Origin of the sequence: Streptomyces sp. NPDC007905 (genome assembly GCF_042959345.1) — a bacterium.
Classification (GTDB): Bacteria; Actinomycetota; Actinomycetes; order Streptomycetales; family Streptomycetaceae; genus Streptomyces.
This window is the reverse complement of record NZ_JBIBKS010000001.1, coordinates 386,526-411,503: the sequence shown is the minus strand read 5'-3', so window position 1 is coordinate 411,503 and position 24,978 is coordinate 386,526. Positions and strand designations below refer to the sequence as shown.

At 72.3% G+C, this 24,978-nt stretch carries 22 protein-coding genes and 3 pseudogenes; 7 read left to right on the top strand and 18 right to left on the bottom strand.

The window, feature by feature from the left end:
• Positions 1-231: 231 nt before the first annotated feature.
• Positions 232-903: pseudogene (locus ACFZDC_RS02035) on the top strand (glycoside hydrolase family 9 protein); the annotation flags it as partial.
• A 33-nt stretch (positions 904-936) separates the two neighbouring features.
• Here ACFZDC_RS02035 and ACFZDC_RS02030 read toward each other — a convergent pair.
• The 3 genes and pseudogenes from ACFZDC_RS02030 to ACFZDC_RS02020 all read right to left on the bottom strand — a co-directional run bounded on the left by ACFZDC_RS02030 (position 937) and on the right by ACFZDC_RS02020 (position 3,920).
• On the bottom strand, positions 937-2,568 hold the full coding sequence (locus ACFZDC_RS02030; protein ID WP_391319421.1) for a multicopper oxidase domain-containing protein: 1,632 nt from the start codon (positions 2,566-2,568) through the stop codon (positions 937-939).
• A 100-nt stretch (positions 2,569-2,668) separates the two neighbouring features.
• A pseudogene (locus ACFZDC_RS02025) lies at positions 2,669-3,387 on the bottom strand (2OG-Fe(II) oxygenase); the annotation flags it as partial.
• Between the two features lie 23 nt (positions 3,388-3,410).
• Complete coding sequence (locus tag ACFZDC_RS02020; RefSeq protein WP_391319420.1) at positions 3,411-3,920, bottom strand: methylated-DNA--[protein]-cysteine S-methyltransferase; 510 nt, start codon at positions 3,918-3,920, stop codon at positions 3,411-3,413.
• 164 nt (positions 3,921-4,084) lie between these two features.
• Between ACFZDC_RS02020 and ACFZDC_RS02015 the strand changes: the two genes are divergently transcribed.
• The 3 genes from ACFZDC_RS02015 (at position 4,085) to ACFZDC_RS02005 (ending at position 6,872) form a co-directional block, all read left to right on the top strand.
• Positions 4,085-4,324 carry a hypothetical protein gene (locus ACFZDC_RS02015; RefSeq protein WP_391319419.1) on the top strand — a complete coding sequence of 80 codons (240 nt, stop codon included), beginning with the start codon at positions 4,085-4,087 and terminating at the stop codon, positions 4,322-4,324.
• 3 nt (positions 4,325-4,327) lie between these two features.
• Positions 4,328-4,705: a toxin Doc gene (locus ACFZDC_RS02010; protein ID WP_391319418.1), complete on the top strand. Its 378-nt coding sequence runs from the start codon at positions 4,328-4,330 to the stop codon at positions 4,703-4,705.
• Positions 4,706-5,198: 493 nt separating this feature from the next.
• The gene (locus ACFZDC_RS02005) at positions 5,199-6,872 is read left to right on the top strand and encodes a ricin-type beta-trefoil lectin domain protein (protein ID WP_391319417.1); all 1,674 of its coding nucleotides are present in this window, start codon (positions 5,199-5,201) and stop codon (positions 6,870-6,872) included.
• A gap of 47 nt (positions 6,873-6,919) precedes the next feature.
• On the opposite strand, the gene ACFZDC_RS02000 is transcribed toward ACFZDC_RS02005, so the two are convergent.
• From ACFZDC_RS02000 to ACFZDC_RS01985, 4 genes are all read right to left on the bottom strand, one after another.
• On the bottom strand, positions 6,920-8,089 hold the full coding sequence (locus ACFZDC_RS02000) for an alpha-hydroxy-acid oxidizing protein (protein WP_391319416.1): 1,170 nt from the start codon (positions 8,087-8,089) through the stop codon (positions 6,920-6,922).
• Between the two features lie 95 nt (positions 8,090-8,184).
• Entirely contained in the window at positions 8,185-8,856 is a 672-nt protein-coding gene (locus ACFZDC_RS01995; RefSeq protein ID WP_391319415.1) for a cyclase family protein, read from the bottom strand.
• Entirely contained in the window at positions 8,853-10,610 is a 1,758-nt protein-coding gene (locus ACFZDC_RS01990; protein ID WP_391319414.1) for a cytosine permease, read from the bottom strand. Before ACFZDC_RS01990 ends, ACFZDC_RS01995 begins: the two co-directional genes overlap by 4 nt.
• Positions 10,607-11,170, bottom strand: coding sequence for a hypothetical protein (locus ACFZDC_RS01985; protein ID WP_391319413.1), 564 nt, complete (start codon positions 11,168-11,170; stop codon positions 10,607-10,609). The genes ACFZDC_RS01990 and ACFZDC_RS01985 overlap by 4 nt, the downstream gene beginning before the upstream one ends.
• A gap of 324 nt (positions 11,171-11,494) precedes the next feature.
• Here ACFZDC_RS01985 and ACFZDC_RS01980 point away from each other — a divergent pair, with 324 nt between their 5' ends.
• The gene (locus ACFZDC_RS01980; RefSeq protein ID WP_391319412.1) at positions 11,495-11,929 is read left to right on the top strand and encodes a protease inhibitor; all 435 of its coding nucleotides are present in this window, start codon (positions 11,495-11,497) and stop codon (positions 11,927-11,929) included.
• A gap of 206 nt (positions 11,930-12,135) precedes the next feature.
• On the opposite strand, the gene ACFZDC_RS01975 is transcribed toward ACFZDC_RS01980, so the two are convergent.
• The 6 genes and pseudogenes from ACFZDC_RS01975 to ACFZDC_RS01950 all read right to left on the bottom strand — a co-directional run.
• On the bottom strand, positions 12,136-12,333 hold the full coding sequence (locus ACFZDC_RS01975) for a CDGSH iron-sulfur domain-containing protein (RefSeq protein WP_391319411.1): 198 nt from the start codon (positions 12,331-12,333) through the stop codon (positions 12,136-12,138).
• Entirely contained in the window at positions 12,314-12,967 is a 654-nt protein-coding gene (locus tag ACFZDC_RS01970; RefSeq protein WP_391319410.1) for a HemK2/MTQ2 family protein methyltransferase, read from the bottom strand. Before ACFZDC_RS01970 ends, ACFZDC_RS01975 begins: the two co-directional genes overlap by 20 nt.
• A 21-nt stretch (positions 12,968-12,988) precedes the next feature.
• Positions 12,989-14,002 carry an iron-containing redox enzyme family protein gene (locus ACFZDC_RS01965; RefSeq protein ID WP_391319409.1) on the bottom strand — a complete coding sequence of 338 codons (1,014 nt, stop codon included), beginning with the start codon at positions 14,000-14,002 and terminating at the stop codon, positions 12,989-12,991.
• 122 nt (positions 14,003-14,124) lie between these two features.
• Positions 14,125-14,295, bottom strand: a complete 171-nt coding sequence (locus ACFZDC_RS01960) for a hypothetical protein (RefSeq protein WP_391319408.1) — start codon at positions 14,293-14,295, stop codon at positions 14,125-14,127.
• A gap of 58 nt (positions 14,296-14,353) precedes the next feature.
• The gene (locus ACFZDC_RS01955; protein ID WP_391319407.1) at positions 14,354-14,851 is read right to left on the bottom strand and encodes a methyltransferase; all 498 of its coding nucleotides are present in this window, start codon (positions 14,849-14,851) and stop codon (positions 14,354-14,356) included.
• 86 nt (positions 14,852-14,937) lie between these two features.
• Positions 14,938-15,377: pseudogene (locus ACFZDC_RS01950) on the bottom strand (MFS transporter); the annotation flags it as partial.
• Positions 15,378-15,560: 183 nt separating this feature from the next.
• Between ACFZDC_RS01950 and ACFZDC_RS01945 the strand changes: the two are divergent.
• The gene (locus ACFZDC_RS01945; RefSeq protein WP_391319406.1) at positions 15,561-16,088 is read left to right on the top strand and encodes an SRPBCC domain-containing protein; all 528 of its coding nucleotides are present in this window, start codon (positions 15,561-15,563) and stop codon (positions 16,086-16,088) included.
• 84 nt (positions 16,089-16,172) lie between these two features.
• On the opposite strand, the gene ACFZDC_RS01940 is transcribed toward ACFZDC_RS01945, so the two are convergent.
• The 5 genes from ACFZDC_RS01940 to ACFZDC_RS01920 all read right to left on the bottom strand — a co-directional run bounded on the left by ACFZDC_RS01940 (position 16,173) and on the right by ACFZDC_RS01920 (position 23,216).
• Positions 16,173-18,989: an NHLP bacteriocin export ABC transporter permease/ATPase subunit gene (locus ACFZDC_RS01940; RefSeq protein ID WP_391319405.1), complete on the bottom strand. Its 2,817-nt coding sequence runs from the start codon at positions 18,987-18,989 to the stop codon at positions 16,173-16,175.
• 1 nt (position 18,990) lies between these two features.
• Positions 18,991-21,225 (bottom strand): NHLP family bacteriocin export ABC transporter peptidase/permease/ATPase subunit, encoded by a 2,235-nt coding sequence (locus ACFZDC_RS01935; protein ID WP_391319404.1) that lies wholly within the window; start codon positions 21,223-21,225, stop codon positions 18,991-18,993.
• Positions 21,222-22,028, bottom strand: a complete 807-nt coding sequence (locus ACFZDC_RS01930) for an HlyD family efflux transporter periplasmic adaptor subunit (RefSeq protein WP_391319403.1) — start codon at positions 22,026-22,028, stop codon at positions 21,222-21,224. Before ACFZDC_RS01930 ends, ACFZDC_RS01935 begins: the two co-directional genes overlap by 4 nt.
• A 106-nt stretch (positions 22,029-22,134) precedes the next feature.
• Positions 22,135-22,350 (bottom strand): type A2 lantipeptide, encoded by a 216-nt coding sequence (locus ACFZDC_RS01925; protein WP_391319402.1) that lies wholly within the window; start codon positions 22,348-22,350, stop codon positions 22,135-22,137.
• 452 nt (positions 22,351-22,802) lie between these two features.
• Entirely contained in the window at positions 22,803-23,216 is a 414-nt protein-coding gene (locus ACFZDC_RS01920) for a hotdog domain-containing protein (RefSeq protein ID WP_391319401.1), read from the bottom strand.
• A gap of 182 nt (positions 23,217-23,398) precedes the next feature.
• Here ACFZDC_RS01920 and ACFZDC_RS01915 point away from each other — a divergent pair, with 182 nt between their 5' ends.
• Complete coding sequence (locus ACFZDC_RS01915; protein WP_391319400.1) at positions 23,399-24,841, top strand: alpha-lytic protease prodomain-containing protein; 1,443 nt, start codon at positions 23,399-23,401, stop codon at positions 24,839-24,841.
• Positions 24,842-24,978: the final 137 nt, after the last annotated feature.

Here is a 24,978-nt window from a genome sequence, read left to right as displayed (position 1 = left end):
ACCCGTCGAACATCGTCAAGGGGGAATTTCGGCCGATGTGGAGACCCGGGCAGGTGTGTGGACCCGCACCCTTGACGATCGCGTGTGGCAGGTCGTCAGAATCTGTTTGTTCACGGTCAGTTGTGAGTACTTCTGGGTCCTGATGCGGGAGAGCCGCCATGACGGTCACGCGCGGATCGGTTCTGGTCGCGGCCACGGCAGCGCCCGCGACCGGAGCACTCCTGGGCGCCCCTCACCACGGGCGAGCGTGCGTTCGCGGACCACGTGCTCACGTCTCCCGTGCACACCGCCGACGTCTTCGGGCCCCTCGGCTTCGACTGGGGCCGTACGGCCGCGGCCGGTCGCCTCGACCTCGCCACCGTGCCGAGCGCTCTGCCGGGCCGGGACAAGCTGCGCCGGTCGGTGATCGAGGCCGCCGACCGCTACCTGGCGACGGCCGCGCCCCAGCCCTACGGCATGCCGTACGCCCCCGACGGCAACCTCTACGACTGGGGGTCCAACGCCCAGGTCCTCAACGGCGCGCACGTCGTCGCCACCGCCTACGACCTCACCGGCGCCACGGAATACCGCGACGGCGCGGTCGAGAGCATGGACTACCTCCTCGGCCGCAACGCCCTGAACATCTCGTACGTCACCGGCTACGGCGAGGTGGCATCCCACCACCAGCACAGCCCCTGGTACGCCCACGAACTCGACCCGAACCTCCCCGACCCGCCCAAGGGCACCCTCGCGGGAGGCGCCAACTCGAGCATCCAGGACCCGTACGCGCAGAGCAGACTGCAGGGCTGCACGGGCCAGTTCTGCTCCATCGACGACATCCAGTCCTGGTCCACCAACGAGACGGCCGTCAATTGGAACGCGGCGCCGGCCTGGATGGCCTCGTTCGTGGCGGACCAAGGCTGAGAGTGGTGCGCAAGGCTTCCCCGGTTCACCGCGTCACTTGCGGTATCCGAGGATGGTCATCATGCCGCTCTCCGAGTGGTATTGGTTGTGGCAGTGGAGCATCCACAGGCCGGGGTTGTCGGCGTCGAACTCCACGACCAGCTTGCGGTGGGGCAGCACGATCGCGGTGTCCTTGCGCGCGCCCAAGCCGTCCAGGCCGGTGATGGCGAACGTGTGGCCGTGCAGGTGCAGGGGATGCCACATGTCGGTGGCGTTGATGAGGGTCAGCCGTACCCGCTCACCGGCCCGGACCGGATGGCGCTGACGCACGTCGTAGGACCGGTGATCGAAGCCCCAGTCGTACTTCTCCATGGTGCCGGTGACCCTGATCCGGATCTCCCGGTCGGGTTCGTGGTCCGCGAGGGCCACGGAGTCGGCGGGCCGGAGGCGCCGGGCGGGGACGACCTCCCCGTCGAGCTCGTCCGGGCGGACGTCGGCAGGGGGCAGGGTCCTCCCCTTGTCGGTGCGCAGGAGGGCGACGGCCTGGCCCTTCTTGCCCTCGGCGAGCGCGACGAAGGGGAAGACGCCGTCCTTGGCCGTGACGAGGACGTCGTAGCGCTCGGCCATGCCGAGGAGGAGTGCGTCGGTCTCCTTGTGCTGGACGGGGTAGCCGTCGGTGTGCGTGACGGTCATGGTGTGGCCGTCCAGTGCGACGCGGAAGGCGGTCTCGGAGCCTGCGTTGATGATGCGCAGCCGGATGCGGTCGCCGGGCCGGCACCGGAACGTCGTGGGCTGGGCGGGTGTGCGGCCGTTGGCGAGGTAGAACGGATAGTCGACGCTGCCGGCCTCCCCGTGGAGCATGCGGCTGTGCGACCCGCGCAAGACGCGGGAGGGGCCGGTCGCCTTGTGGGAGTGTGAGGCGTGCGGGGCCGCCGATGTGCGGGCTCCGGGGCTGCCGGGTCCGGGGCCCATGGCCATGCTGCCCATCTTCATGCCCGTGGGCGTGAGCTGGTCGAGCACCCGCTCGGGGGTGGAGCCGCCCACACCGTCGACCCAGTCGTCCAGGACGATGATCCATTCCTTGTCGTAGGCGAGCGGCTCCTTGGGGTCGTCGACGATGAACGGGGCGTACAGCCCGCGGTCGGGCTGGAGTCCGACATGGGAGTGGAGCAGGAAGGTGCCCGGATGGGCGACGGTGAACCGGTAGGTGAAGTCGGTTCCCGGATCGATGGCTCTCTGGGTCAGGTCCGGGACGCCGTCCATGTCGCAGCGCATGCGCACGCCGTGGGAGTGGAGGGTGGTGGTGGTCGGCAACCGGTTGGCGAGGGTGAGACTGAGGACGTCGCCGGCGGTGACGCGCACCAGCGGCCCGGGCAACTCCTCGTGGTAGGCCCAGGTCCGCACGGACCGCCCGCCCAGATCCAGCGTGTTCTCGGCCGCGGTCAACCTCAGCATGCGCACCGGGCCGGAACCGCGTTTGCGCTCGGCGGCATGGACCTCCGGACCCGACGGGTCGACATATCCCTTGGGCCCCAGGGGAACGAAGTCCTCCTGGCCGGCCGCCGTGCCCTGGGGACCGGAGCGGACGGGGGAGCGGGAGCCGGAATCGGTGCAGGCAGCCAGGAGTCCCGCGCCGGCAGCAGCGATCGGGGCACGGAGCAGGGTACGCCGCGAAGGTGTGTGCATGAAGGAAATAAGACACGTTTTGCGCTCATATGTGAGGGATCTGCGGCGGCGCGTCTGATGGTGTCGGGTGTCGAAGGGCGCCGGGTGACCCACCGTTTCGGGAGGCGTCGTGGAACACCCGCCCCACGGTGCGCCGGCGGCCCGACCGTACGGTGCCCACCCCGTGCCGCATCGCCCCGGCCGACCAGCCGCGGCGCGTGCGCACGGGGCGGTCGCGGGTCGTGAACACCAGGCCGTGCCCCTGCTCCGGGGCCGTCGCGGTCCCGCGGGACTGGGCGCGTGGCCGCTGCTCGACCATCAGGAACTCGCCGCCGGTGTAGTCGGTGCCGTACGCGTCCAGGGCGATCACCACCTGGAACGGGAAGACCAGCTCCCCGAAAACGTCCCGGTCCAGGGCGTTCCAGTCGCCCGGGCCGTAGCTGAGCAGGATCTGTGCCGACCGGTCCTGGCCGGCGGCGTGGCAACGCTGCAGCCACTCGGCCAGGGAGTCAGGCCAGGGCGCCGGGCGGGCCAGGTGGGCCGCCCAGTCCCGGGCGATGGGCAACAGGCGCGGATGGAGGGCGGCGCGCGCGCGGCCACGGGGGTGGGCAGGTCGTGCGTGAAGTAGCGGTACGCGCCGGAGCCGAACCGGTGCCGGGCCAGATCGAGGGTGGTGCGGAACAGCTCCGGTCTGTCGTGCGGGGCGGCGAGGCCGGCGCACTCCCGTGGGGTCGGCAGGGGGCCCGTGGGCGCGCTGCCGTGCTCGTCCGACTCGGCCGCGAGTGCGGACCAGTCGGTGCCGGCCACGCGGTGGCGGGCCTCGGCCCGGGTGAGCTTCATGACCGCTCCTTGCCTCGCATCCCTCACGCCAGGGCCGGCTGCAGCGCGCCCTCGTGCGTGAGCAGCCACACCTTGCGCTCCACGCCGCCCGCGTACCCGCGCAGCGAGCCGTCCGCGCCGATCACCCGCTGGCAGGGGCGCACCAGCAGGAGGGGATTGGCGCCGAGCGCCCGGCCCACCGCGCGGATCTCGGCGCGGGGGACGCCCAGCCGCGCGGCCAGCTCGCCGTAGCTGGTCGTGGTGCCGTACGGGACGTCCTCCAGCGCCTGCCACACCCGGAGTCGGAACGGGGTGCCGGCGGGGGCGAGCGGCAGGGAGAAGCGGGTGAGACGGCCGGCGAAGTAGGCGTCCAACTGACGGCGCACCTCGGCGAACGGCCGGTCGTGCCGGTCCTCCGCGCGGACGGCGGGCGCGCCGTGTCGCCCCGGCAGGGACAGCGAGGTGAGAGTGAGGAGGCCGCCGGACTCCTCACCGGTCAGCAGCAGCTCCCCGAGCGGGCTCGGGCAGGTGGTGTGGACGGCGTGCGTGGTCATCGGATCTCCTGACTGCCGAGGGGTTCGCCGTCGAGTCTGCCGCGCCGGGCCCCGCGTCACCGGCGGAGAACGGACAGGGTGCCGACGTCCCCCAGGTACCGGGGAAAAGGGCGCCTGACCTGGTGATATTTACGGGTAAGTACCCGCGCGGTACCGTGAGGGGCATGCCAGCTCTCAACGTGGAGTTCAGCGAACGCGAACTAGAGGACCTGCGGCAGATCGCCAAGGAGCGAGGGACGTCGATGAAGGCCCTCGTGCGCGAGGCCGCCGCCGCCGACATCGCCCGGCACCGGGCGCTGCAGGAGGGCGCGGAGGCCTTCCGGAGCTTCTTCACCGCCCACGCCGAGGAGTTCGCGGCCGCGTTCCCCGACGACGAGCCCCAGGCCAAGGGCGAGGCCGCCTGAGCGATGCCCTCCGTCATCCATATCGACGTCCCCTGGCTGCTCCAGCGCCACGAGGAGGTCCTGCCCGATCAGCCCACGGTCGACGACTTCTCCGCGCTGGTCGCCGCCGTCGCCCGGCACCGTGTCGACCCGCCCCGGCTCGGCGTGGACTCCGACCCCGCCTGGCGGGCCGCCGCCCTGCTGCACACCCTCGCGCTGCTCAAGCCGCTGCCCGCGGCCAACGCCCGCTTCGCCTCCGCGACCGCCGTGGCCTACATGTTCGTCAGCGGCGTCGGCATCGACCCGCCCTACGGCGCCCTGGTGGACCTCGCCCGCGACCTGATGTCCGGCAAGACCGATGTGTACGGCGCGGCCGACCGGCTCCGCTCCTGGCAGATCTGACACCACCCCGACGGGCGGGGGAAGCCGCCGTGGCCGCCGGCCGGGGGGCGTCGAGCCGATGACGAGGCCGCCGGCCGAGGGCGGGAGGAACGGGGCCGGCGGCCGGTTTCGCGCGGGAGAGCCGCCGTCCTGCGCGGGGCCTTCCGAGAGGGCCGGATCCCAGTCCACTCCCGGGCCGCGCACCCCGGGAGCGTGCGCGTCCGTCCGGTGCGTGCACACGCTTCACACGGGGCGCGCGGAAAACCGAAAGCCGCCGTACCGGACCAGCCGCCCGGCCCGTTTTCTGACTTTCCTTCAAACCTGTCGATGTCGCACGAGCGCCTTGTTGCGTGTGTGGAAGTTGTGCAAGGGTTGACACACCCGTGCGGGGGATAATCGGCGGGCCTCTTTCGGCAGTTGGGAACCGGGCTGTTACGGCACCGGTAATTCCCGCTCTCCGCACGCGTCCCGGAGAGCGGGACCAACGCTCCGTACGCACAAAGGAATGCCCTCAGTGCCCACCCCCCACCCTCCTCGTCCCCCCTACCCGCCCCTCGGGGGCGATCCGGGGGAGTCCGACGAGTCGCTCGCCGCTTCACTGCGCGCCGGTTCCGACGCCGAGGCCTCGCGGTCCGCCGCCCTGCTGATGGCCCGGCACTGGCAGCCGGTACAGGACTACTCGGTCATCTGCCTGGCCGCGCCCGGACCCCTCGCCCACATGGTCGGCGCCACCGCCTTCCACCAGGTCCTCGACCGGCTCGCGCTCGGCGAACCCGCCGAGGCGCTACGGCCCCGTCTGCTGGTGGCGGTGCGGGACACGGTGGTGAACTGGTCCGCCACGGACCGGATAACCGCCGTCCTCCCGGGACTGCGGAAACCCGCCGGGGGCCGCGGTATGCGTATGGCGAAGTCCCTGATACCGGAAAACCGTGCGCTGTCCGAACGTTCATTCCATAGTCTTCCCCGACTCGAACAGGCGTTGCTGTGGCACGCCGAGGTCGAGGCCGAGCCGATAAACGTTCCCGCAGGGCTGCTCGGGCTGGACGTCGACAGCGCGGCGGCCGCACTGGAACAGGCCCGGGAGAAATTCCGGGAAGGCTGTGTCCGTGCGCACCGGGAACTCGCGCCGAGCACCGACTGCCGCCACTACAACCGTCTTCTCGACGTACCGATCCGTCGGGGCGGCGCGCTGCTGCCGGACGTCCAGGAGCATCTCGCCGCCTGCCCCTACTGCCGGCACGCCGCCGAGCAACTGGGGCGGATCGAGGGCGGACTCGGCGTGCTCCTCGCCGAGGCGGTGCTCGGCTGGGGCGCCCGCCGCTACCTCGACTCGCGCCCCGGCCGCAGACGGCCCGGCCCTGCCCGCAGCACCTCGCGGCGCTCCGGCGGCCGCCGCCGCGGTGGCGGAAGGCCCGGGCTGCTGACCCGGATCCCGGTGCCCGGCGGACACCGGCGCGCCGGGGCGGAGCCCAAGTCGCTCGACCGGCGCGCCCCCGGGGCCGGCTGGTCGTCCAGGACGCTGCTCACCGGAGTCGGCGTCGCCTCGGCCGGGCTGCTCGCGATCGTCCTCGCCCTCAGCGTGTGGCCGGACGGCGGTGACGGCACCGGTCCGGTCGCCTCCACCGGCGCCGCCCCCGGCACCGACGTCCGGTCCCCGTCCCCGCGCGTCTCCGCCACCACACCCGGCACCGCGGGCCTGCCCACGGCCGGCCGGCCGAGCCGGCTGCACAACGGCGCCGCCGACCTGTGCCTGGACATCGACGGCAAGCCCGAGGCGGGCGCCGGCGCGGTGCTCGCCGTCTGTTCCTCGGCGGCCACGCAGCAGTGGACGTACGACGCGGACGGGCTTCTGCACAGCGTCGCCGACTCCGGACTGTGCCTGGACTCGCACGCCGACGCGGGCGTCGTCATTCTCGGCACCTGCGCCGACGCCGACGCGCGGCGCGGCGACGACGTGCGCTACGACCTCACGGTGCAGGGCGAGTTGCTGCCCCGCTGGGACGAGACCCTCGCCCTCGCCCCGGCCGGCGAGAAGGCGGGCTCGGACATCGTCGTCATGGTCCGGGACGACTCAGCCGGGCAGCGCTGGCGGACCGACGGGCCGTCGGCGAGCCCCGGCTCCCTGTCGATCGCCGGCAGCGACGGGCCGTCCGCCCGGCCGGCGCGGCTGCCGCGGACGGGCACATAGCCACCTCCAAAGTGTCCCGCCGCCGGCCGGCGGCGGGACACAGGCTGTCAGCCGACCGCCTCGACGAGGTCGTCCGGGGTGACCGTCGTGGGCGTGGAGTGCCCGGACAGGGCCAGCGTGAGGTCCAGCTCCGCGAGCACGCAGCGGATGACGTGCTCGACGCCCGCCTGTCCGTCCAGACCGAGCCCGTAGACGTACGGCCGCCCCAGCAGCACCGCCCGCGCGCCGAGGGCGAGGGCCTTGAACACGTCGTCGCCGGTGCGCACCCCGCTGTCGAACAGCACCGTCAGCCGGTCGCCGACCGCGTCCGCGACCGCGGGGATGGCGTCGGCCGCCGCGACGGATCCGGCCACCTGCCGGCCGCCGTGGTTGGAGACCACCACGCCGTCCATCCCGGCGTCCGCGGCGAGCCGGGCGTCGTCCGGGTGCAGGACGCCCTTGAGGACGATCGGCCCGTCCCAGTGCTCGCGCAGGAAGGCCAGGTCCGGCCAGGTGTGGCCGGCGTCCCCGAACAGGCCGAGGAAGTGCAGCACCGCCGCGTTCGGGTCCTCGTGCACGGGCTTGGCGAGGCCCGCCCCGAAGGCCGGGTCGGTGAAGTAGTTGGCGGTGCCCACCCCGTGCAGGAACGGAAGATACGCCTGGTCCAGGTCGCGCGGCCGCCACGACAGCAGCGGAGTGTCCAGGGTGACGACCAGCACCGAGAACCCGGCCGCCTTCGCCCGGGCGAGGAAACTCTGTGTCACCTCACGGTCCTTGCCCCAGTACAGCTGGAACCACCGCTCGGCGTCGCCCATCGCCTCGGCCACCTGCTCCATCGGCGTGCTCGACGCCGACGACAGGATGTACGGCACCCCCTGCGCGGCGGCGGCCCGGGCGGCGGCGGACTCGGCGTCCGGGTGCATGATCGACAGCACGCCGACGGGTGCGAGGGCGAGCGGTGCCGGCAGCGCACGGCCGAGCACGTCGACCGACAGGTCCCGCTCGTGCACGTCCCGCAGCATGCGCGGCACGATCCGGCGCCGGGCGAGCGCGGCCCGGTTGGACCGTGCCGTGCTGCCGTCGCCGGCGCTGCCCGCCACGTATCCCACCGGGCCCGGTCCCAGCCGGTGTTCGGCCAGCTCCTCCAGCCGGGTCGGATCGGTGGGGAGCCGGGGCACGGCCCCCGTCATCCCGTTCAGATAGATCTCGTACTGGAAGTCCGCCCAGTGCTTCGCCATCGATCCCTCCCGCCGCTCGCCGCCGCTCCCGCGCGTGCCGACGATACTCGCGGGTAAGTGCGGGGCCGTCCACCGGGAGTGTCCCGCGCGCCGTGTCAGACGGTGCGGGCCACCGCCCGCACCGGAGCGCCGTCCGCCCCGGGCAGCCGCAGCGGGAAGAGGAACACCTCGACCGCCCGCGCACCCACCAGCCGGTCGAGACCGGTGAGGTTCTCGGCGATCACCCCGCCCGCGCCGCACAGCACCCGATGGGCCGGCAGGCCGACGTCGGCGTCGGAATCACCGGGCTGGGGCGTCGGGTCCACGCTGAGCGCGTCCACGGCCACGGTGCGGGCGCCGGCCTCGAGGCACGCCCGGGCGGCCTCGGGAGTCAGCCAGGGGTGGGCGAGGTACGCGTCGGTGCCCCAGTGCTCCGACCAGCCCGTGACGAGCAGCAGCAGTGCGCCGGGTGCCGCCGCGAGGGCGGCGAGCGCGGGGGCCAGCCGGTCCGGCGTGATCGGTGACCGGGCGGGGAGCCCCCGGACGTCGGCCACGACCGCGGGCCCGGCGAACCGGTCCAGCGGAAGCTCGTCCAGGCGGGGCCAGGCGTCGTCGACGTGGTACGGCGCGTCGACGTGCGTGCCGGACTGCGAACCCAGATGCAGGGTTAGGACGTTGACGCCGTCGGCCGGCGCCCGCAGGGCCGGGGAGACCGTGACCCCCGGGTCACCGGGATACACGGGCATCCCGGTGACCACGGGAACCGAAAGGTCGAGCCAGTCGCTCATCGGCCGCCTTCGGCCGCGAGCGCGGGCGGGGCGTCGTCCGCCGGGGCGCCGGGACCGGTGATCGGCGGCACCGGCGCATCGACCGTACGGGCCAGTCGCGCGCCCTCGGGGCCGTACGCCGCGCGGGGCTCGGGAAACAGCCGCAGCAGGGCCAGGAACAGAACGGCGGCCACGGCGAGCGACAGCGGCAGGCTGATGTCGACGCCGTTCGCCAGGTCCCCGAGCGGGCCGACGAACTGGCCCGGGATGTTGGTGAACAGCACGCCGATCACCGCGGCCACCCACCAGGCCGTCATACCGCGCCAGTTCCAGCCGTGCGCGAACCAGTACCGGCCGCCGCGCTGACGGCGGTTGAAGACCTGCAGCGCGTCGGGGTCGTACCAGCCGCGCCGGGTGTGGAAGCCGAGCATCATCACGACCATCCAGGGCGTGGTGCAGGTGACGATCATCGTGGCGAACGTCGAGATCGACTGCACGAGGTTCAGACCGAACCGGCCGATGAAGATGAACGCGATCGACAGCACGCCGACCAGGAGGGTCGCCTGGACACGGGACAGCTTCGGGAACACCGAGGAGAAGTCCAGGCCGGTGCCGTACAGCGAGGTGGTGCCCGTCGACATGCCGCCGATCAGGGCGAGCAGACACACCGGCAGGAAGAACCAGGCCGGTGAGATGGCCAGCAGCCCGCCCACGAAGTCCGGCGCGGCGGGGTCGACGTACTTCGGGGCCTTCGTCGCGATGATGCTCGCGGTGGCCAGCCCGAAGACGAACGGCAGCAGGGTCGCGAGCTGGGAGAGGAACGCGGCGCCCACCACCTTGCGGCGCGGGGTGCCGGCCGGGATGTAACGCGACCAGTCGCCCAGGAACGCCCCGAACGACACCGGGTTGGACAGCACGATCAGCGCCGCGCCGATGAACGACGGCCAGAACAGCGACTGCGTGGAGGCGTCCGCCGAGGCCGTGAAGACACCGGCGTACGACGGGTCGAAGTCGCCGGCGAAGGCGATCGCGCCGAGCAGGAACAGCACGGTCGCCGAGGTCACCGCGATCTTGTTGACGAACAGCATGAACCGGAAGCCGTAGACGCACACCGCGAGTACCAGCCCGGCGAACAGGGCGTACGCGACGACGTACGACAGTGTGCCGCGCTGCAGGCCGAACAGCCGGTGCGCACCGCCGACCAGGGCGTCGCCCGAGCTCCACACCGAGATGGAGAAGAACGCGACGGCTGTCAGCAGGGACAGGAACGAACCGACCACCCGGCCGTGCACGCCCAGGTGCGCGGAGGACGAGACCGCGTTGTTGGTGCCGTTGACCGGGCCGAACACGGCCATCGGGCACAGGATCAGCGCGCCCGCGACGACACCGAGGACGGTGGCCGCGAGGCCCTGCCAGAAAGAGAGCCCGAACAGGATCGGGAAGGCGCCGAGGACGCAGGTGGAGAAGGTGTTCGCGCCGCCGAAGGCGACCCGGAACAGGTCGAGCGGGGTCGCGCTGCGGTCCGCGTCGGGGATGCGCTCGACACCGTAGGGCTCGACCTCGGTGAGGGACGGCGGCGGCGCGGTGGGCGAGCCGGGGGACTGCGGGGTCAAAAGGAGCTCCAGCGAGGATGCGGCGGTGGAGCGCTTGGTGGCGCGGCGGGCGGCGAACGACCGCCGGCGCCGCGGGGGTGTGCGACGTCGGCGGGGGAACGTCCTGGCGGGGTCTGCCGACGGTACGGCGCGGGCCGGAATCCCGGCCAGAGGGTGTTTCATCCATCTTCGCCGTCGCCGGTGGATGAATCGACCACCTCCTCGCTGTCCGGTCCCTGGGCCCGGACCCGCTGGACGTGTTCCAGGGACTCCCGCAGCTCGGTCAGCCAGTCGTCGGTGTGGCGCTGCACCAGGCGTACGCACCAGGCGAGGGCGTCACTGCGGCTGCGGGCGACGCCCCCGGCGATGAGGGTGTCCAGTACCTGGCGCTCGGGCTGCCGCAGCCGGGTCATGACGGGTGCCGCCACATGCGTGAACAGGGCCCGCTCCGTACCGCACACCACACCCCAGGACACCTTGCGGCGGAACCGGTGCTCGCCCTCGCGGGCCGCCTCCATGCGGGCCTCGCGGGTCCGCTCCCGGAACTCCTGGATCCGCGCCTGTACGGCGGCCTCCCGCTCGGCGTCCGAGGCGCCCTCGGCGAGCCGGGGCTCCGGGATGCGCCCGATCACCGTGATCTCCTCGCGGTCGGCGGTCACCTCGACCAGGTCCTCGAAGAGGCCGTCGGGCAGCCGGTCGGCGAACCAGCCGCGCAGCTTCTCTCTCTGCTCTGTCGTAATCATGTAATGACGATTACTCCGACTGGTTCATGAACACAAGGCGTCACGAAGGGGTTCGCCGAGGGCGGAGTCGGAATGTTTCAGGCCGATTAACGAAGAGGTGTTTTTCAGCCATCGGACGGCCATCCGCGATCAAGAACCGCTCAGTTGTGCGGTCGACGTGCACTGTTTCCGTAACTTCACGCCACTGTTTCAATACGCAAGGTTACTGAAAGCCGTGGGTTCGATGTGTGTTTCGGCGGCGGACTCGGCAGAGTGGCGCTCGCCGCTCCGGCCGCACCCGGCTGGAGTCAGGCACCCGTCTATTCGAGCGGAAGGATGCACACAATGCGGAACACCGCGCGCTGGGCAGCGACCCTCGGCCTCACGGCCGCCGCCGTCTGCGGACCCCTGACCGGGGCCGCCACCGCTGCACCGGACGCCGCCCCGTCGTCGCTCTACGCACCCTCGGCGCTGGTGCTCACCACCGGCCACGGCGACAACGCGGCCACGGCCACCCCGGAGCGCGCCGTCACCCTGAACTGCGCCCCGACGGCCTCCGGCACGCACCCGGCCGCCGCCCAGGCCTGCGCCGAACTGCGCGGCGTCGGCGGCGACTTCGAGGCCCTCAAGGCCCGCGACGACGTCTGGTGCACCAAGCTGTACGACCCCGTCGTCGTCACGGTCCAGGGCGTCTGGCAGGGCAAGCGCGTCTCCTACGAGCGCACCTTCGGCAACTCGTGCGTGAAGGACGCTCTGAACAGCAGCGTCTTCGCGTTCTAGGGACCGGGATCGCGTGGCCCCCGTAACGCCGGATCAGGCCCGCAACTGGGGAGTGCGGCCCCTGGAGCGGGGACCTGCGATCTCGCACCGGGGCCGACGGGCGGAGTGGGGCCTCCCGCCGGCTTCCGGGCACACAGCCGCTCCCCGGACAGGCCCGTGGGGGGCCTTCCGGGGAGCGGCGAAAAACAACCGGTTTCAACCGGTGGCTAGGCCTTGCGCCGGTGACTCGTGTCGCACCAGGGGTAACAGCGACTGCGTCGGCACGTGCACAGAGCGACACGGAAACGGTCGGAGGTGACCGTGGTGCCGTCCTCCAGTTCGACTTCCACCGGGCCCTCCACCAGCAGCGGCCCCCGCCGCTGCACCCGGATCCGACGGGGCCGGTCAGCAGGGTCGTTCGGCACGGATGACCACCAGCTCTTCCTTGTCGTCGGCGGCCGTGAGCAGACCGCTCCGGCGCAGCCAGTCCTCCCGGGAGCGCAGCACCGGACCGAGGGCGATCCAGCGGCGCCGCACCACCGCGGCCTTCAGGCCCGCCCCGCGCAGCAGTTGAAGGCTGCGCTCGGGTCCGCTCAGTGCGGAGTGGACGATCAGCAGCACACCCCCGGGCCGCAGCAGCCCGGGCCCGTCCCGGCAGATCCGGTCCAGCAGCAGCCGCCCGTCGCGGCCCGCGTCCCAGGCCCGGGACCGGCCGCGCGGCCCGCGCCCCGCGCCGGGCGCCGGCACGTAGGGCGGGTTGGCGAGGACCAGGTCGTACGTGCGGCCCCGCACCGGGCCGAAGAGGTTGCCGCGCCGGATGCGGACCGGCAGCCCGGTCAGCCACGCGTTCAGCCGCGCCGTCCACACCGCCCGCCGTGACACGTCCACCGCGGTGACCTCGGCGCCGTAGCGGGCGGCTGCCAATGCCAGCGCACCGCTTCCGGTGCCGACGTCGAGCACGTGCGCGCCCGGCGCAGGCGCCTCCTCGTGGAGGGCCTCGATCAGCAATGCCGTGTCGTCCTGAGGGGCGTAAACGCCCGGAAGCACCAGTGAGATCACATCGCGCGGGTACCCCCGTCTTCAGGATGTATGGGCCATTTCAGGGGCAAGCGGTACGCGAAGCGACGACCGTCCCGCGCGCCACTCGGTGAGCAGCCGCCGCGCCAGCCGGTCCTCCAGGTACTCGGTCGCGTCGATGCCGAAGGCGATGTCGCCCGCCGACTCCGGTTCCTCCTCGAGCAGTCCGCCGATCACGTCGTGGCGGACGACCTGCTCGTGCACGGCGTCCGCCTCGACGTGCTCGTCGTAGAAGAACTCCGCGGCCGGACCGGCGCCCGTGCGGCGCATCGCCTCGGCCAGCCGACGCGAACCGGGCGAGGAGGTGATCTCCACGTCGGCGAAGTGGCCCACCAGCGCGCCGCGCAGCTCGCGGTGCAGCCCGAACAGCGACATCAGGTTGACGACGGCGAGCATCTCGGCGCCGGCCGCGTCCAGGTAGTACCCGTACGTGGTGTCCAGGCCGAGGTCCGTCATCAGCTCGGCGAACAGCTGGGCGTGGACCCGCTCGGCCCGGCCGGCGCCGAACTCGTCGTACTCCACCGCCGCCATCGCCGCCTTGGCCCGGCCCCACAGCCTGGGCAGCACCCACGCGTGCGGGTCGGCCTCCTTCAGGTGGTACAGGGAGCGCTGGGCCGCGTACTCGCGCAGGTGCCACAACTCGCCCTCGTCGCGCAGGAAGTGGGTGACTCCCGTGCCCTCGGCCGGTTCGACCAGGAGGGCGGCGAGCGCGGCGTCGAGGCTGTCGTGGCCCGGGGTGTCCGCGCGCAGCGCGCCCAGGAAGCGGTGCTCCAGCGCGGCACGCACGCGCAACAGGTCCGGGTCCCACTCGCGCCGCGCCGGTACGCCCGCGAAGCCGCGGTAGTGGAGCTCGTAGCACAGGTACAGGGCCAGCTGGAGGTCGTCGCCGTAGGGGTCGGCCGACTCCGCCTCGGCGGCGCCCGGGAGCGGGCCGGTGCCGCGCAGGTACGCGGTGACGGCCGTGGAGAGCGGTCCGCGGGACGGGGGCAGCTGGGGTCCTCGGTGGTGGTTGTTCATGGGCCTCGGGTACCCGCACCTCGCGAAGGCACCAGTGATCAACCGCACCCCCGAAGAGGTCACCGGGCCGCTGACCGGCGCGGCGCCCGGCGGGCACACCGCCCGGACGACCTCCCGGCCGTTCACTCCCCTTGCGACTGCTCCTGCGCCTCGGCGTTGGGGGTGGTGGCGTCGGCGGCCTCGCCTCCGCCATGGCTGTCCTCGTCGCGCTGCTCCGCTTCCTCGATCTCCTGGAGCACCTCTCCCAGGGCCGTATCGGGCCGCTCTTCGTGGTTGTCGTTCCCGCCCGCCATGGCGTCTCCTTCCGTCGGCCTCGTACTGATCCACTTCGGGTTACCCGCCGGCGCCGTCTCAAGCGTCCCGCCAGGGCGTCCGCCGCGGCCACCACGCCGGCACCGCCCGCCGGTAGCGCTCGTACTCCGCGCCGAACCGGCGCACCAGCCCCGGCTCCTCGTACCAGCGAACGAACGCCCAGGTCAGCACCCACGCCCCGGCGGCGTACCCGAAAAGCACCGGCCGGGCGAGCAGCAGGCCCTGTCCGGACAGCACGGCGACGACGGCGACGTAGACCGGATTGCGCACGTAGCGGTACGGGCCACTCACCACCAGCCGTGCGGGCGGTGCCACGGGCGCCGGGGTGCCGAGGCCCTCCAGCGCGAACCGCGTGAAGGCCTCCAGGACGACGACGGCGCCGGCCGCCAGCGGGACGAGTCCGAGCAGCCGCAGGGGCAGCCACCAGTCACCGGCCCGCCAGCCTCCGGTCAGCCACCACGGCACCAGCACGGCCGCGCTGCCCGAGACCACGACGAGGAACAGGGCGCTGCCCAGCGCCGCCGACACCTTGCGCACTCCCACACCATGACAGCGCGAAGGGGCCGCCGTCTCCCTGCTGACGGCGGCCCCTCGGTCCGGACGCGGTGGTTCGACGCGGCGGCTCACATGCGGACGACCGGTGCCGCGCCCGCATCCTGCTCCGGCGCCCCGCGCCGGTAGAGCAGGAAGGCGATGACCGTGCCGCGGCGAAGAAGACCGCCGACCACCAGAAGGCGGTGGTGTAGCTCTCGATCGTCGCCTGCGCCCGCACCGGCTTGCTCGCGGGGTTGTGCCCCGACAGGTAGTCGGCGGCGGCGCTCGCGGCGAGGGTGTTCAGCAGGGCGGGGCCGATCGAACCGCCCACCTGCTGCATGTAGGCGGAACCGAGGCCGATGCCGGTCAGCCAGGCCATGCCGGCCGTGGCGATGGCGAAGCCCAGCGGGATGACCGCCTCAGGGCCCATCCGGGGCATCAGGACCGTGGTGCCGACCTGCGCGGTCACCATCAGCGCGCCGACCATCGGCAGGAACGCCACACCGGTCTTCGTCGGGCTGAAGCCGAGGCAGGTAAACGAAACCGTTTCGTACAGCGCGAGGCTGGAACAGTTTCAGCGAAACGGCAACGTTTCGTTTTGGAGGGGTGGCGCTCGCTGTATATTCCAGACCGTCGAGGCGCCGCCCTGGGCCGCAGCCCGGACGAGACGTCGGCCGAGCCCCGAGACCCCCGCCGCAAGGACCGAAGCACCATGTCCGTCGACCTCACCGGTACCTACCTGACGCTCGACGACGGCCGCCCCGCCGTCCGGTTCAGCCGCGTCCACGACCATCCCGTCGAACGCGTCTGGCGGTTCGTGACCGACCCCGACGAACTCGCCCAGTGGTTCCCCTCCCGCCCCGACATGGACCTGCGCCCCGGCGGCGTCATCCGGTTCAGCGGCGACCCGAACATGCCGGAGTCCACCGGCACGGTGCTCGCCCTCCACCCGCCCCGCCACCTGTCCTTCGAGTGGGGCGGCGACGAACTCCACTTCGATCTGGCGGAGGCGGACGGCGGGCGTACCCGGTTCACGCTCACCAACGTCCTCGCCGCCGAGAACACCGCCGCGCGCAACAGCGCGGGCTGGGAGGTCTGCCTGGCCGCCCTGGACGCCAGGGCCGGCGGCGAGCGGTCGCAAGGGCCGCACGCCGGGGCGGGCGCGCGGTGGAAGGAGTTCTACGACGGCTACGTCGGGGCCGGAGTGCCGTCGGGCGCGCCCGTACCGGGCGTGGACTGACCGCCGGCCGCCGGGACGGCGAACACCGGGGACAGGGCCGCGCGGATCGTCCCCCCGGCCGGCCGGGGACAGCCGGGCTTGGGCCTAGGCCAGCTGCCGCCGCACCAGCTCGTGCAGCCGCCCCCCGGTGTCCGCGAGCAGGTCCGCGGGCGGCCCCTGCTGGATGACCTTGCCGTCCTCCATGACGACGACCCGGTCCGCGTCCAGCACCGTCGACAGGCGGTGGGCGATGACGATGCGCGTGGCGTTGAGCTTGCGGGTGCTCTCGATGACCGTGCGCTGGGTGTCGTTGTCCAGGGCGCTGGTGGCCTCGTCGAAGAACAGGATGCGCGGACGCCGGATCAGTGCCTGGGCGATCATCAGCCGCTGCCGCTGCCCACCCGAGATCGCGCCGTTGCCCGCGACGATGGTGTGCAGGCCCATCGGCATCCGCTTGATGTCCTCCGCGAGCCCCGCCATCTCGGCGGCGGCCATCGCCTCCTCCGGCGTGTACGGCTCGGTGCCGCAGATGACGTCCAGGAGGGAGCCCGTGAAGGGCTGCGCGTGCTGGAGCACGACTCCGCACTGGCGACGGACCGCCGACTGGTCGAGGGCCGCCAGGTCCTGGCCGTCGTACAGGACGCTGCCCGAGACCGGCTTGTCGAAGCCGATCAGCAGCCGCAGCAGGGTGGACTTGCCGCAGCCGCTGGGGCCGACGATCGCCACGAACTCGCCCGGGCGGACCGCGAAGGACACGTCGTCCAGGACGAGCGGGCCGTCGTCGGCGTACCGGAAGGAGAGCCGGCGTGCCTCCACCGCGCCGGACAGCGGGCCCGGGCGGGTGCTCGCCGTCCGAACCTCGGGCGTGGCGTCCAGCACCGGCTTGATCTCCTCGAACAGCGGCAGCGCGGCCACCGCGGACACGAAGGAACCGGTGAGCTGGGTGACCGACGTCAGCACCATCGTGACCGCCGTGTTGAAGGTGAGGAAGGCAGCCGCCGACATGGCGCCCTTCGCCGGCCCCGCCAGCAGCATGAACATCAGCAGGGTGCACACCGGCAGGTAGACGGTGCCCAGCACCGTGGTGAGGTTCTTGATCCGGCCCACCTTCTGCTGCAGTTCCCGGCTGCGCGCGAACTCCCGTGCCCAGGCGGCGTACGCGTAGTTCTCCGCCGCCGCCACCCGCAGCTTCGGCAGGCCCCGCAGCGTCTGGAACGCCTGGTTGTTGAGCTTGTTGCCGAGCACCACGAGCCGCCGCTGCCAGCGCACCTGCCACAGCCCGAGCCCGAGGAACACGGCGGCGATGACGACGAGCATGCCGATCGCCGCCATGGCCATCGGCACGCTGTACCAGAACAGCAGCCCCAGGTTCATCGCGCCGACCGTCACCGACTGCGCGACCACCGGGCCGACGCCCGCCAGCAGCCGCCGGACCGCGCTGATGCCCATGGCCGCACTGGCGAGTTCACCGGTGGAGCGCTGCGTGAAGAACCGGGTCGGCAGCCTGAGCAGCCGGTCCCAGACGGCCGGTTGGAGCGCCGCCTCGATACGGCCCTCCAGACGCAGGATGGTCAGGTTCTCCAGCAGCGTGAACGCGGCCGATACGACCCCGCTGACCATCACCGCCAGGCAGACCTGGACGATCAGTCCCTCCTCGGCCCTCGGCACGTACTCGCCCAGCACCTTGCCCGTCGCCACCGGCACCAGAGCGCCGATCGCCACCGTCACCAGCCCGGCGAGCATCAGGCTGAGCAGGTCGCCGCGCGTGCCGCGCAGACTGAACCGGAGCAGGGCCGACGGGGTGAGACGGCGCTCGGGCAGCGGCCGGTAGAACATCACCGCGCGCGGCTCGAACTCCTCCGCGTTCGCCTTCTCGATCGGCGTCTCGCGGCCGGTGCCCGGATGGACCGCCACATAGCCGCCGCGCCGCCACAGCAGCGCGACCGGAGCCCCGGACAGCGCCCGGTGCCCGATCAGCGGGCCCACGTTCTCCCGCCACCAGCGCCCGTCCAGGCGTACGGCACGGGTACGCACCCGGGAGGCCAGGGCCACCCGCTCGACCGGGTCGAGGCGTTCGCTCTCGGTGCCGCTCTGCGCGGGTGCGGCGAGGGTGATTCCGGCCGCCTCGGCGACCAGCCCGCAGGCCGCGTAGGTGGCGTCGGCGTCGGCCGCCGTCGTGCGGCGGGCCGAGCGCTTGCCGATGGAGGCGAGCAGGGTCTGGTCGGCCTGGGCGCGCACCGCCTCACCGGCCTTGATCCCGGCGGCCGTGCGCGTCTCGTGGGTGCGCTCCAGCTGCTCGATCCACCGGTCCAGGGCGGTCAGCAGCCGGTACTGCTGGTCCACCATGCTCTGCCACAGCGCGGGGTCCGTCAGCAGGTCGGCGGCGGCCTCCGCGCCGTACAGGGAGCCGTACTGCACGCTGCCCGGCGGCACCTGCATCCAGAACACGTCGTCGTCGGACGGAGCGGCCGCCCGCTCCTCGGCCATCGGGGCCTGGAAGAGGACGGAAAGGCCCCGCCCCACACCCAGTGCGACCGCGTACTCCAGCGGGCTCGAAGCCGGCGGAACGTACTGCGGATTGCCGTACTCGTCGTACGACCAGGTCTGGGTGTTCGCCGGCTGGTACAGCTCGCGCAGGTTGATCCGGTGCACCACGCAGTCCCGCACCGGGCGCGCCACCAGCGTGTGCTGGGGCCCGGCGACCGGGCCGAGCAGCAGCGCGCCCGCCTCCAGCCGGCCGAGGTGGTGCCAGTGGCCCTGCTGGGCCGCGTCCACCGCGAACAGGTCCAGCGCGCCGGCCGAGACCAGCCACAGCACCTGCGGACCCTCCAGGTCCAGGCGGTTGAACCCGGCGCAGTCGACCCGTGTGCCCAGCGAGCCGAGCGCGCCGAGGACGAGGTCGCCTTCGTGCACGGACGTCATCTCATCGCTCCCTGACCAGCACGGCGTACGCGCCGCCGCGCGCCACCAGCTCCTCGTGCCGCCCGCGCTCCACGACCGTGCCGTGCTGGAGCACGACGATCTCGTCGCTGTCCCGGACGGTGCTCAGCCGGTGGGCGATCACCACGCAGGCGCAGCCGCGCCGGCGCAGGTTGTCCATCACGACCAGCTCGGTCTCCGCGTCCAGTGCGCTGGTCACCTCGTCCAGGACGAGGATGCTCGGCCGCCGCACCAGCGCCCGGGCGATCTCGAGGCGTTGGCGCTGCCCGCCGGAGAAGTTGCGGCCGTCCTGCTCGACCTTGCTGTGGATGCCACCGGGCCTGCGCATCACCACGTCGTACAGGGCCGCGTCCTTCAGCGCCTCAACCACGGCCTCGTCCGGGATCGACGGGTCCCACAGGGCCACGTTGTCGCGGACCGAGCCCTCGAAGAGGAACACGTCCTGGTCGACGAAGGAGACGGAGGCGGCGAGCGCGCCGCGCGGGATGTCCTCCAGACGGCGGCCGTCGATGCGGATCACGCCGTCCCAGGGCGCGTACAGACCCGAGATCAGCCGTGACACCGTCGACTTGCCGCTGCCCGAGCCGCCGACCAGAGCCACCTGTTGACCGGGGCCCACCATCAGGTCGAACCCGGTCAGCAGCGGCTTGTCCAGCGGGCTGTAGCCGAAGGTGACGTTCTCCAGCTCGACATGTCCGTGCAGCCGGCGCGTGGAGTCGCCCGCACCGGGGCGGGCGTAGAGCGGATCGGCCTGGAAGTTCTCCACGTCCTTCAGCCGGGCCACGTCGGCCGCGAAGTCCTGGATGCGGCCCGCGACGCCGTTGAGCCGGGTCAGCGGGGCGGTGAAGCGGGTGACCAGTGCCTGGAAGGCGACCAGCAGGCCGACCGAGATGTGCCCCTCGACGGCCCGCAGGCCGCCGATCCACAGGATGAGCGCGCTGTTGAGCGTGGCGAGCGTCGGCGCGACCACACCCAGCCAGGCGCTCGGCACGCCGAGCCGCTGCTGTTCCTCCAGCGTGGTGGCGTGCTGCCCCGCCCACTTGCGGAAGTAGCCGTCCTCGCCGCCGGTCGCCTTCATCGTCTCGATCAGCTGAAGGCCGGTGTAGGACGTGTTGGTGAGCCGTGCGGTGTCCGCGCGCAGCTTCGCCGTCCGGGTCGCGCGCAGCCGTACGACGAGCCGCATCGCCACCACGTTGAGCAGGGCCACACCGATGCCGACGAAGGTCAGCTGCGGATCGTAGGTGTAGAGCAGGACGGCGTACAGCACGACCACGATCGCGTCCACGCCCGCCGCCGCCAGGTCCCGGGCCAGGGTCTCGGCGACCTGGTCGTTGGACTGCAGCCGCTGCACCAGGTCGGCCGGGCTGCGCTGGGCGAAGAAGGTCACCGGCAGCCGCAGCAGATGGCGCAGAAACCGGGCGCTGGAGAGGGTGGAGGAGATGATCCGGCCGTGCAGCAGGTTGGCCTGCTGCAGCCAGGTCAGCACCAGGGTCAGCAGCACACAGGTGGCCATCGAGGCGAACAGGACGCCGAGCAGCGAGGTCTGTCCGCCGATGAGGAACACGTCGATGTACGTGCGGCTGAGCGCGGGTACGGCCGCGCCCACCGCCACCAGCAGCAGGCTGGCCAGTACGGCGGCGGGCAGGGTGCCCGCGGTGCCGCGCAGCCGGGCCGGCATCGCGCCGAGCACGCCCGGCCTTCGCCCGCCCTTGGTGAAGCCCTCACCCGGCTCCATCACCAGCACCACACCGGTGAAACTGCCGTCGAACTCCTCCATGGGCACGAACCGGCGGCCCTTGGCGGGGTCGTTGATGTACACCCCGCGGCGGCCGAAGCGGCGGCCCATGCCGTCGTAGACGACGTAGTGGTTGAACTCCCAGAAGAGGACGGCCGGGGCCTGCACCTCGGCGAGGGCGGCCAGGTCCATCTGCATGCCCTTGGCCGTCAGGCCGTAACTGCGGGCCGCCTTCAGCAGGTTGCTGGCGCGCGAACCGTCGCGGGAGACACCGCAGGCGATGCGCAGCTCCTCCAGCGGCACGTGCCGGCCGTAGTGGCCGAGCACCATGGCCAGGGAGGCGGCACCGCACTCCACGGCCTCCATCTGGAGCACGGTGGGTGTACGGACCGTGCCGCCGCGGGACTTGGGCACCGGCCGCTTGGCCGGGGCGGCCCTTCTGCGGCCGCGGGTTTCCCGGGCCCCTGCGGTCTGAACGGTCACGGGAGCAGCCAATCGACAGGACGCTGGTCGGCCAGCCGGATCGAACCGGTGGCCAGGGTCATGGAGTCGAGCCGGTACGGCGGACCCTCGGTGGTGGACCACCGGTAACCGCTCTTCGTGACCTGCGACTTGTCCAGGGCCACCAGGACGGCCACCGGGCGTCCCTTGCGCGTGAACTGCTCGCCGAGCTGGCTGTCCCCGAGGAAGGCGGAGATCGACCGGGGGGACTGGGCGGTGCGGTCCACCGACTTCACATGCCCGCGCAGCACGCCGTACCGCTGTGTCGGTACGGAGGACACGGTCAGGTCGACCGAGGCGTGCGCGGGGATGACGGCGGCGTTCTCGGCGGGGACGTACACGGTGGCGTAGAGCGGGTCGGAGGCGTGGGCGACCTTCTCGACGGCGGCCACGTCGGCGCCGGTCCGGATGATCTGGCCGATGGTGGCGGCGAGCGCGGTGACGCGGCCGGCGGCGACCGTGCGGACCAGTGTGTCACCCTGACTCGTACGCACCTTGAGGACGGCGGTGCCGGCCGGCAGCCGGTCGCCCTGCTTCGCGAGCACGGCGGTCACCTGGCCGGCCACGGGGCTCTGCAGCACATAACTGCCCTGCCCGTGGGTGAGGACGGCCTGCGCGCTCACCGTGGAGGCGACCGAACCGGTCACCGCCCACACGGCGGCCGCCGCCATGACGACGACGGTGACGCCGAGCGCGAGCCAGCCCTGGGGGCGGGCCAGCCGCACCGGAAGGTCCAGCTCCTCCGGCGACTGGAGCTTGGCGAGGGCCTGTTGGCGGAACTGCACGGAACTTCCCTCACCCGAGGAGAGACATCGTCACGGCATGCTTCGGGGCATCCGAGAGTCCCGGAACCGGGGGAGGCTCCGGGACTTCGGTGACACCGGGGTGCGGTCAGAGACCGGCGACCAGGCTGGTGACCGGGGCGACGTTCAGGCCGGTGACACCCTCGACGGTGCCGACGACGGTGTCCACCGCGCCGGAAACCGGGGCAACGCCGTTCAGGGCGCCGGTGGCGGTGTTGAGGGCGTTCACGGAAAGGCCGCCGGAGACGTTGTCCAGCTCGGCGTCCGAGATCTCGACGGTCTCAACCTGGGGGGTGGAGTTCATGGTGGAACTTCCCTTCGTATGGATATTTCACAAGGGGGGAGCGGCCCCCTCTGGGGACAGACGGACGGCCGCGACCGCAGGTGCCGGGCACCCGTCTCCGGGAGCCCGGGGGACCCCCGCGGTGCGATGGATCAAAGCACGCACGCGGGCCGCGCTTCCAATCAACCAGGCCTCTCACCAGCGCACTTGACTCATTGAGCGACTCATCCGTGCAGGCCCGCGCACGGCATGTCGGCGACTCCTTCACATGCCGCACGGCATCGGCGCAATCAGGCCCTTGCCCGCCGGACGGCGAATCCGGCACTCCGCACCAAAGGCGTGACGGGGGGCGCATGGATGTGCAGATCTGCCGACGGTGGTGAGCTGCTTGGGTATTCAATGTGCAGATTCCCTGAAGCAGGGATTCCGGTACGCGTTCGGAACGGACCGCCACCGACCGGTGGCTGAGCGTGTCAGCCCAGCAGTGCGTAGACCGTGCTCGCGCGGGCCGCGAGCGCACCCGACCCGGCGTCGCTCAGCGCGATGTCCGCGAATGCCATCCGCCGGCCCAGCTTGGTCAGGACCGCTTCGATCAGGACATCCGAACCGGTCACCGCCCGCTGGAAGGACGTCGACTGCTGAACGGTCGTCATCGGCACGAAACCGCCCCGCGCGGCCGAGACCGCGATCACCGTCGCCGTGTCGGCTGCCGCCATCAGGGCCTGCCCCGACAACCCGCCGCCCTCCCGGACCAGCCGGTCCGACCAGGGCAGACGCAGGATCGCGCGATCCTCGCCCACGGCCTGGACCGACAGCCCGAGGTCGAGGACCCAGGGGGCGAAGTGGGCAGAGAGGATCTTGTCGGCTTCGGTGGTGGTCATCGTCATATGGGCGATTGTTCCCGGCCGTGTGGCGCGACACGCGGAGCATGGCCGATTCACCGTTCCGGCAGGGAAGTTGGCAAACGGAATTGAACGCGCCGTGTGACCCGCCCGTACCTACAGCCATCCAGGCGCCCCCTACGACTGCCCGACAGCGGCAGGCCCCCGTCCCCAGGAGGTCGAGAAGTTTGAGTCACAAGCGAATGCCCAAGCGCAAAGCCGCGATAGCGGTGGGCGGTGTCGCGGCGCTCGGAGCGGCGGCTCTTCTGCTGCCCAACGCCAACGCGTCCCAGGACAAGGACCAGGCCTCGGGCGCCACCGGCACCGCGAAGACCCTGAAGGCCGCGGACGCCTCGAATCTCGCCGCGCAGCTGCAGAAGCTGCTCGGTGACGCCCTCGCCGGGTCCTACTACGACAGCGCCAAGCAGCAACTGGTCGTGAACGTGGTCGGCGGCGACAAGAACGTGATCGTCCAGGCGAAGAAGGCCGGCGCGGCCGTCCGCCAGGTCGAGAACAGCACCTCCGAACTCAAGGCCGCCGCCCAGACCTTGAAGACCAAGGCGACCATCCCGGGTACCGCCTGGGCCGTCGACCCGCGCACCGACAAGGTCGTGGTCACCGCCGACTCCAGCGTCACCGGCGCCAAGTGGAACCGGCTCCAGTCGACCGTGCAGAGCCTCGGCTCGGGCAAGGCGACCCTGAAGAAGTCCGCCGGTACCTTCAAGACCTTCGTCTCGGGCGGCGACGCCATCTTCTCCCAGGTGCAGGGCGGCAACGTGCGCTGCTCCCTCGGCTTCAACGTCACCGCGTCCGACGGCAGTCCCGCCTTCCTGACGGCCGGTCACTGCGGCGTCGCCGCCAAGGACTGGTCCGACTCCCAGACCGGCCAGCCCATCGCCACCGTCGACCAGGCCAATTTCCCCGGCAACGGTGACTTCTCGCTGGTGAAGTACAACGACCCCAACACGCAGGCGCCCAGCGAGGTCAACGCCGGCAACGGCCAGACCGTGCAGATCAATCAGGCCGCGGACGCCACCGTCGGCGAGACCGTGTTCCGGATGGGCTCCACCACCGGTCTGCACAACGGTCAGGTGACCGGCCTCGACGCCACCGTCAACTTCCAGAGCGAGACCGACCCGAACGGCGTCGACACCGTCACCGGCCTCATCCAGACCAACGTCTGTGCCGAGGCCGGCGACAGTGGCGGCTCCCTGTTCACCCAGGACGGCGGCGCGGTCGGCCTCACCTCCGGCGGCAGCGGCGACTGCACCAGTGGCGGCGAGACCTTCTTCCAGCCGGTCACCACCGCCTTGCAGGCCACCGGCGCGACCCTCGGCGGCGGCGGCAACGGCGCGGGCGCCGGCGACCAGGCGGGCACCGCCGACCCTTCGGCCTCGGCCGGGGACCAGTCGGGCGCCGGCGACCAGGCGGGCACCGCCGACCCCTCGGCCTCGGCCGGGGACCAGTCGGGTGCCGGGGACCAGGCAGGCGGTGACCAGATCGGCGGCACCGCCGACCCGTCCGCCACGGCCGGCGACCAGAGCGGCACCGGCGACCAGAGCGGCACCGGCGACGGCGCGGGCACCGGAAACCAGTCCGGCGAGGGCGCGGGCGACGGCTCGTCGTCCTGACCGGGACCCACTGAGCCGTGGCGCGACGGGACACCGGATCGTCCCGCAACGGCATCTGGCGCGCGGCCCCTTCACCGGGACCCGCGGGACCCGTGGACCCACAGGGCCCCTTCACCAGGGGCCGGTCGCGCCGTCCC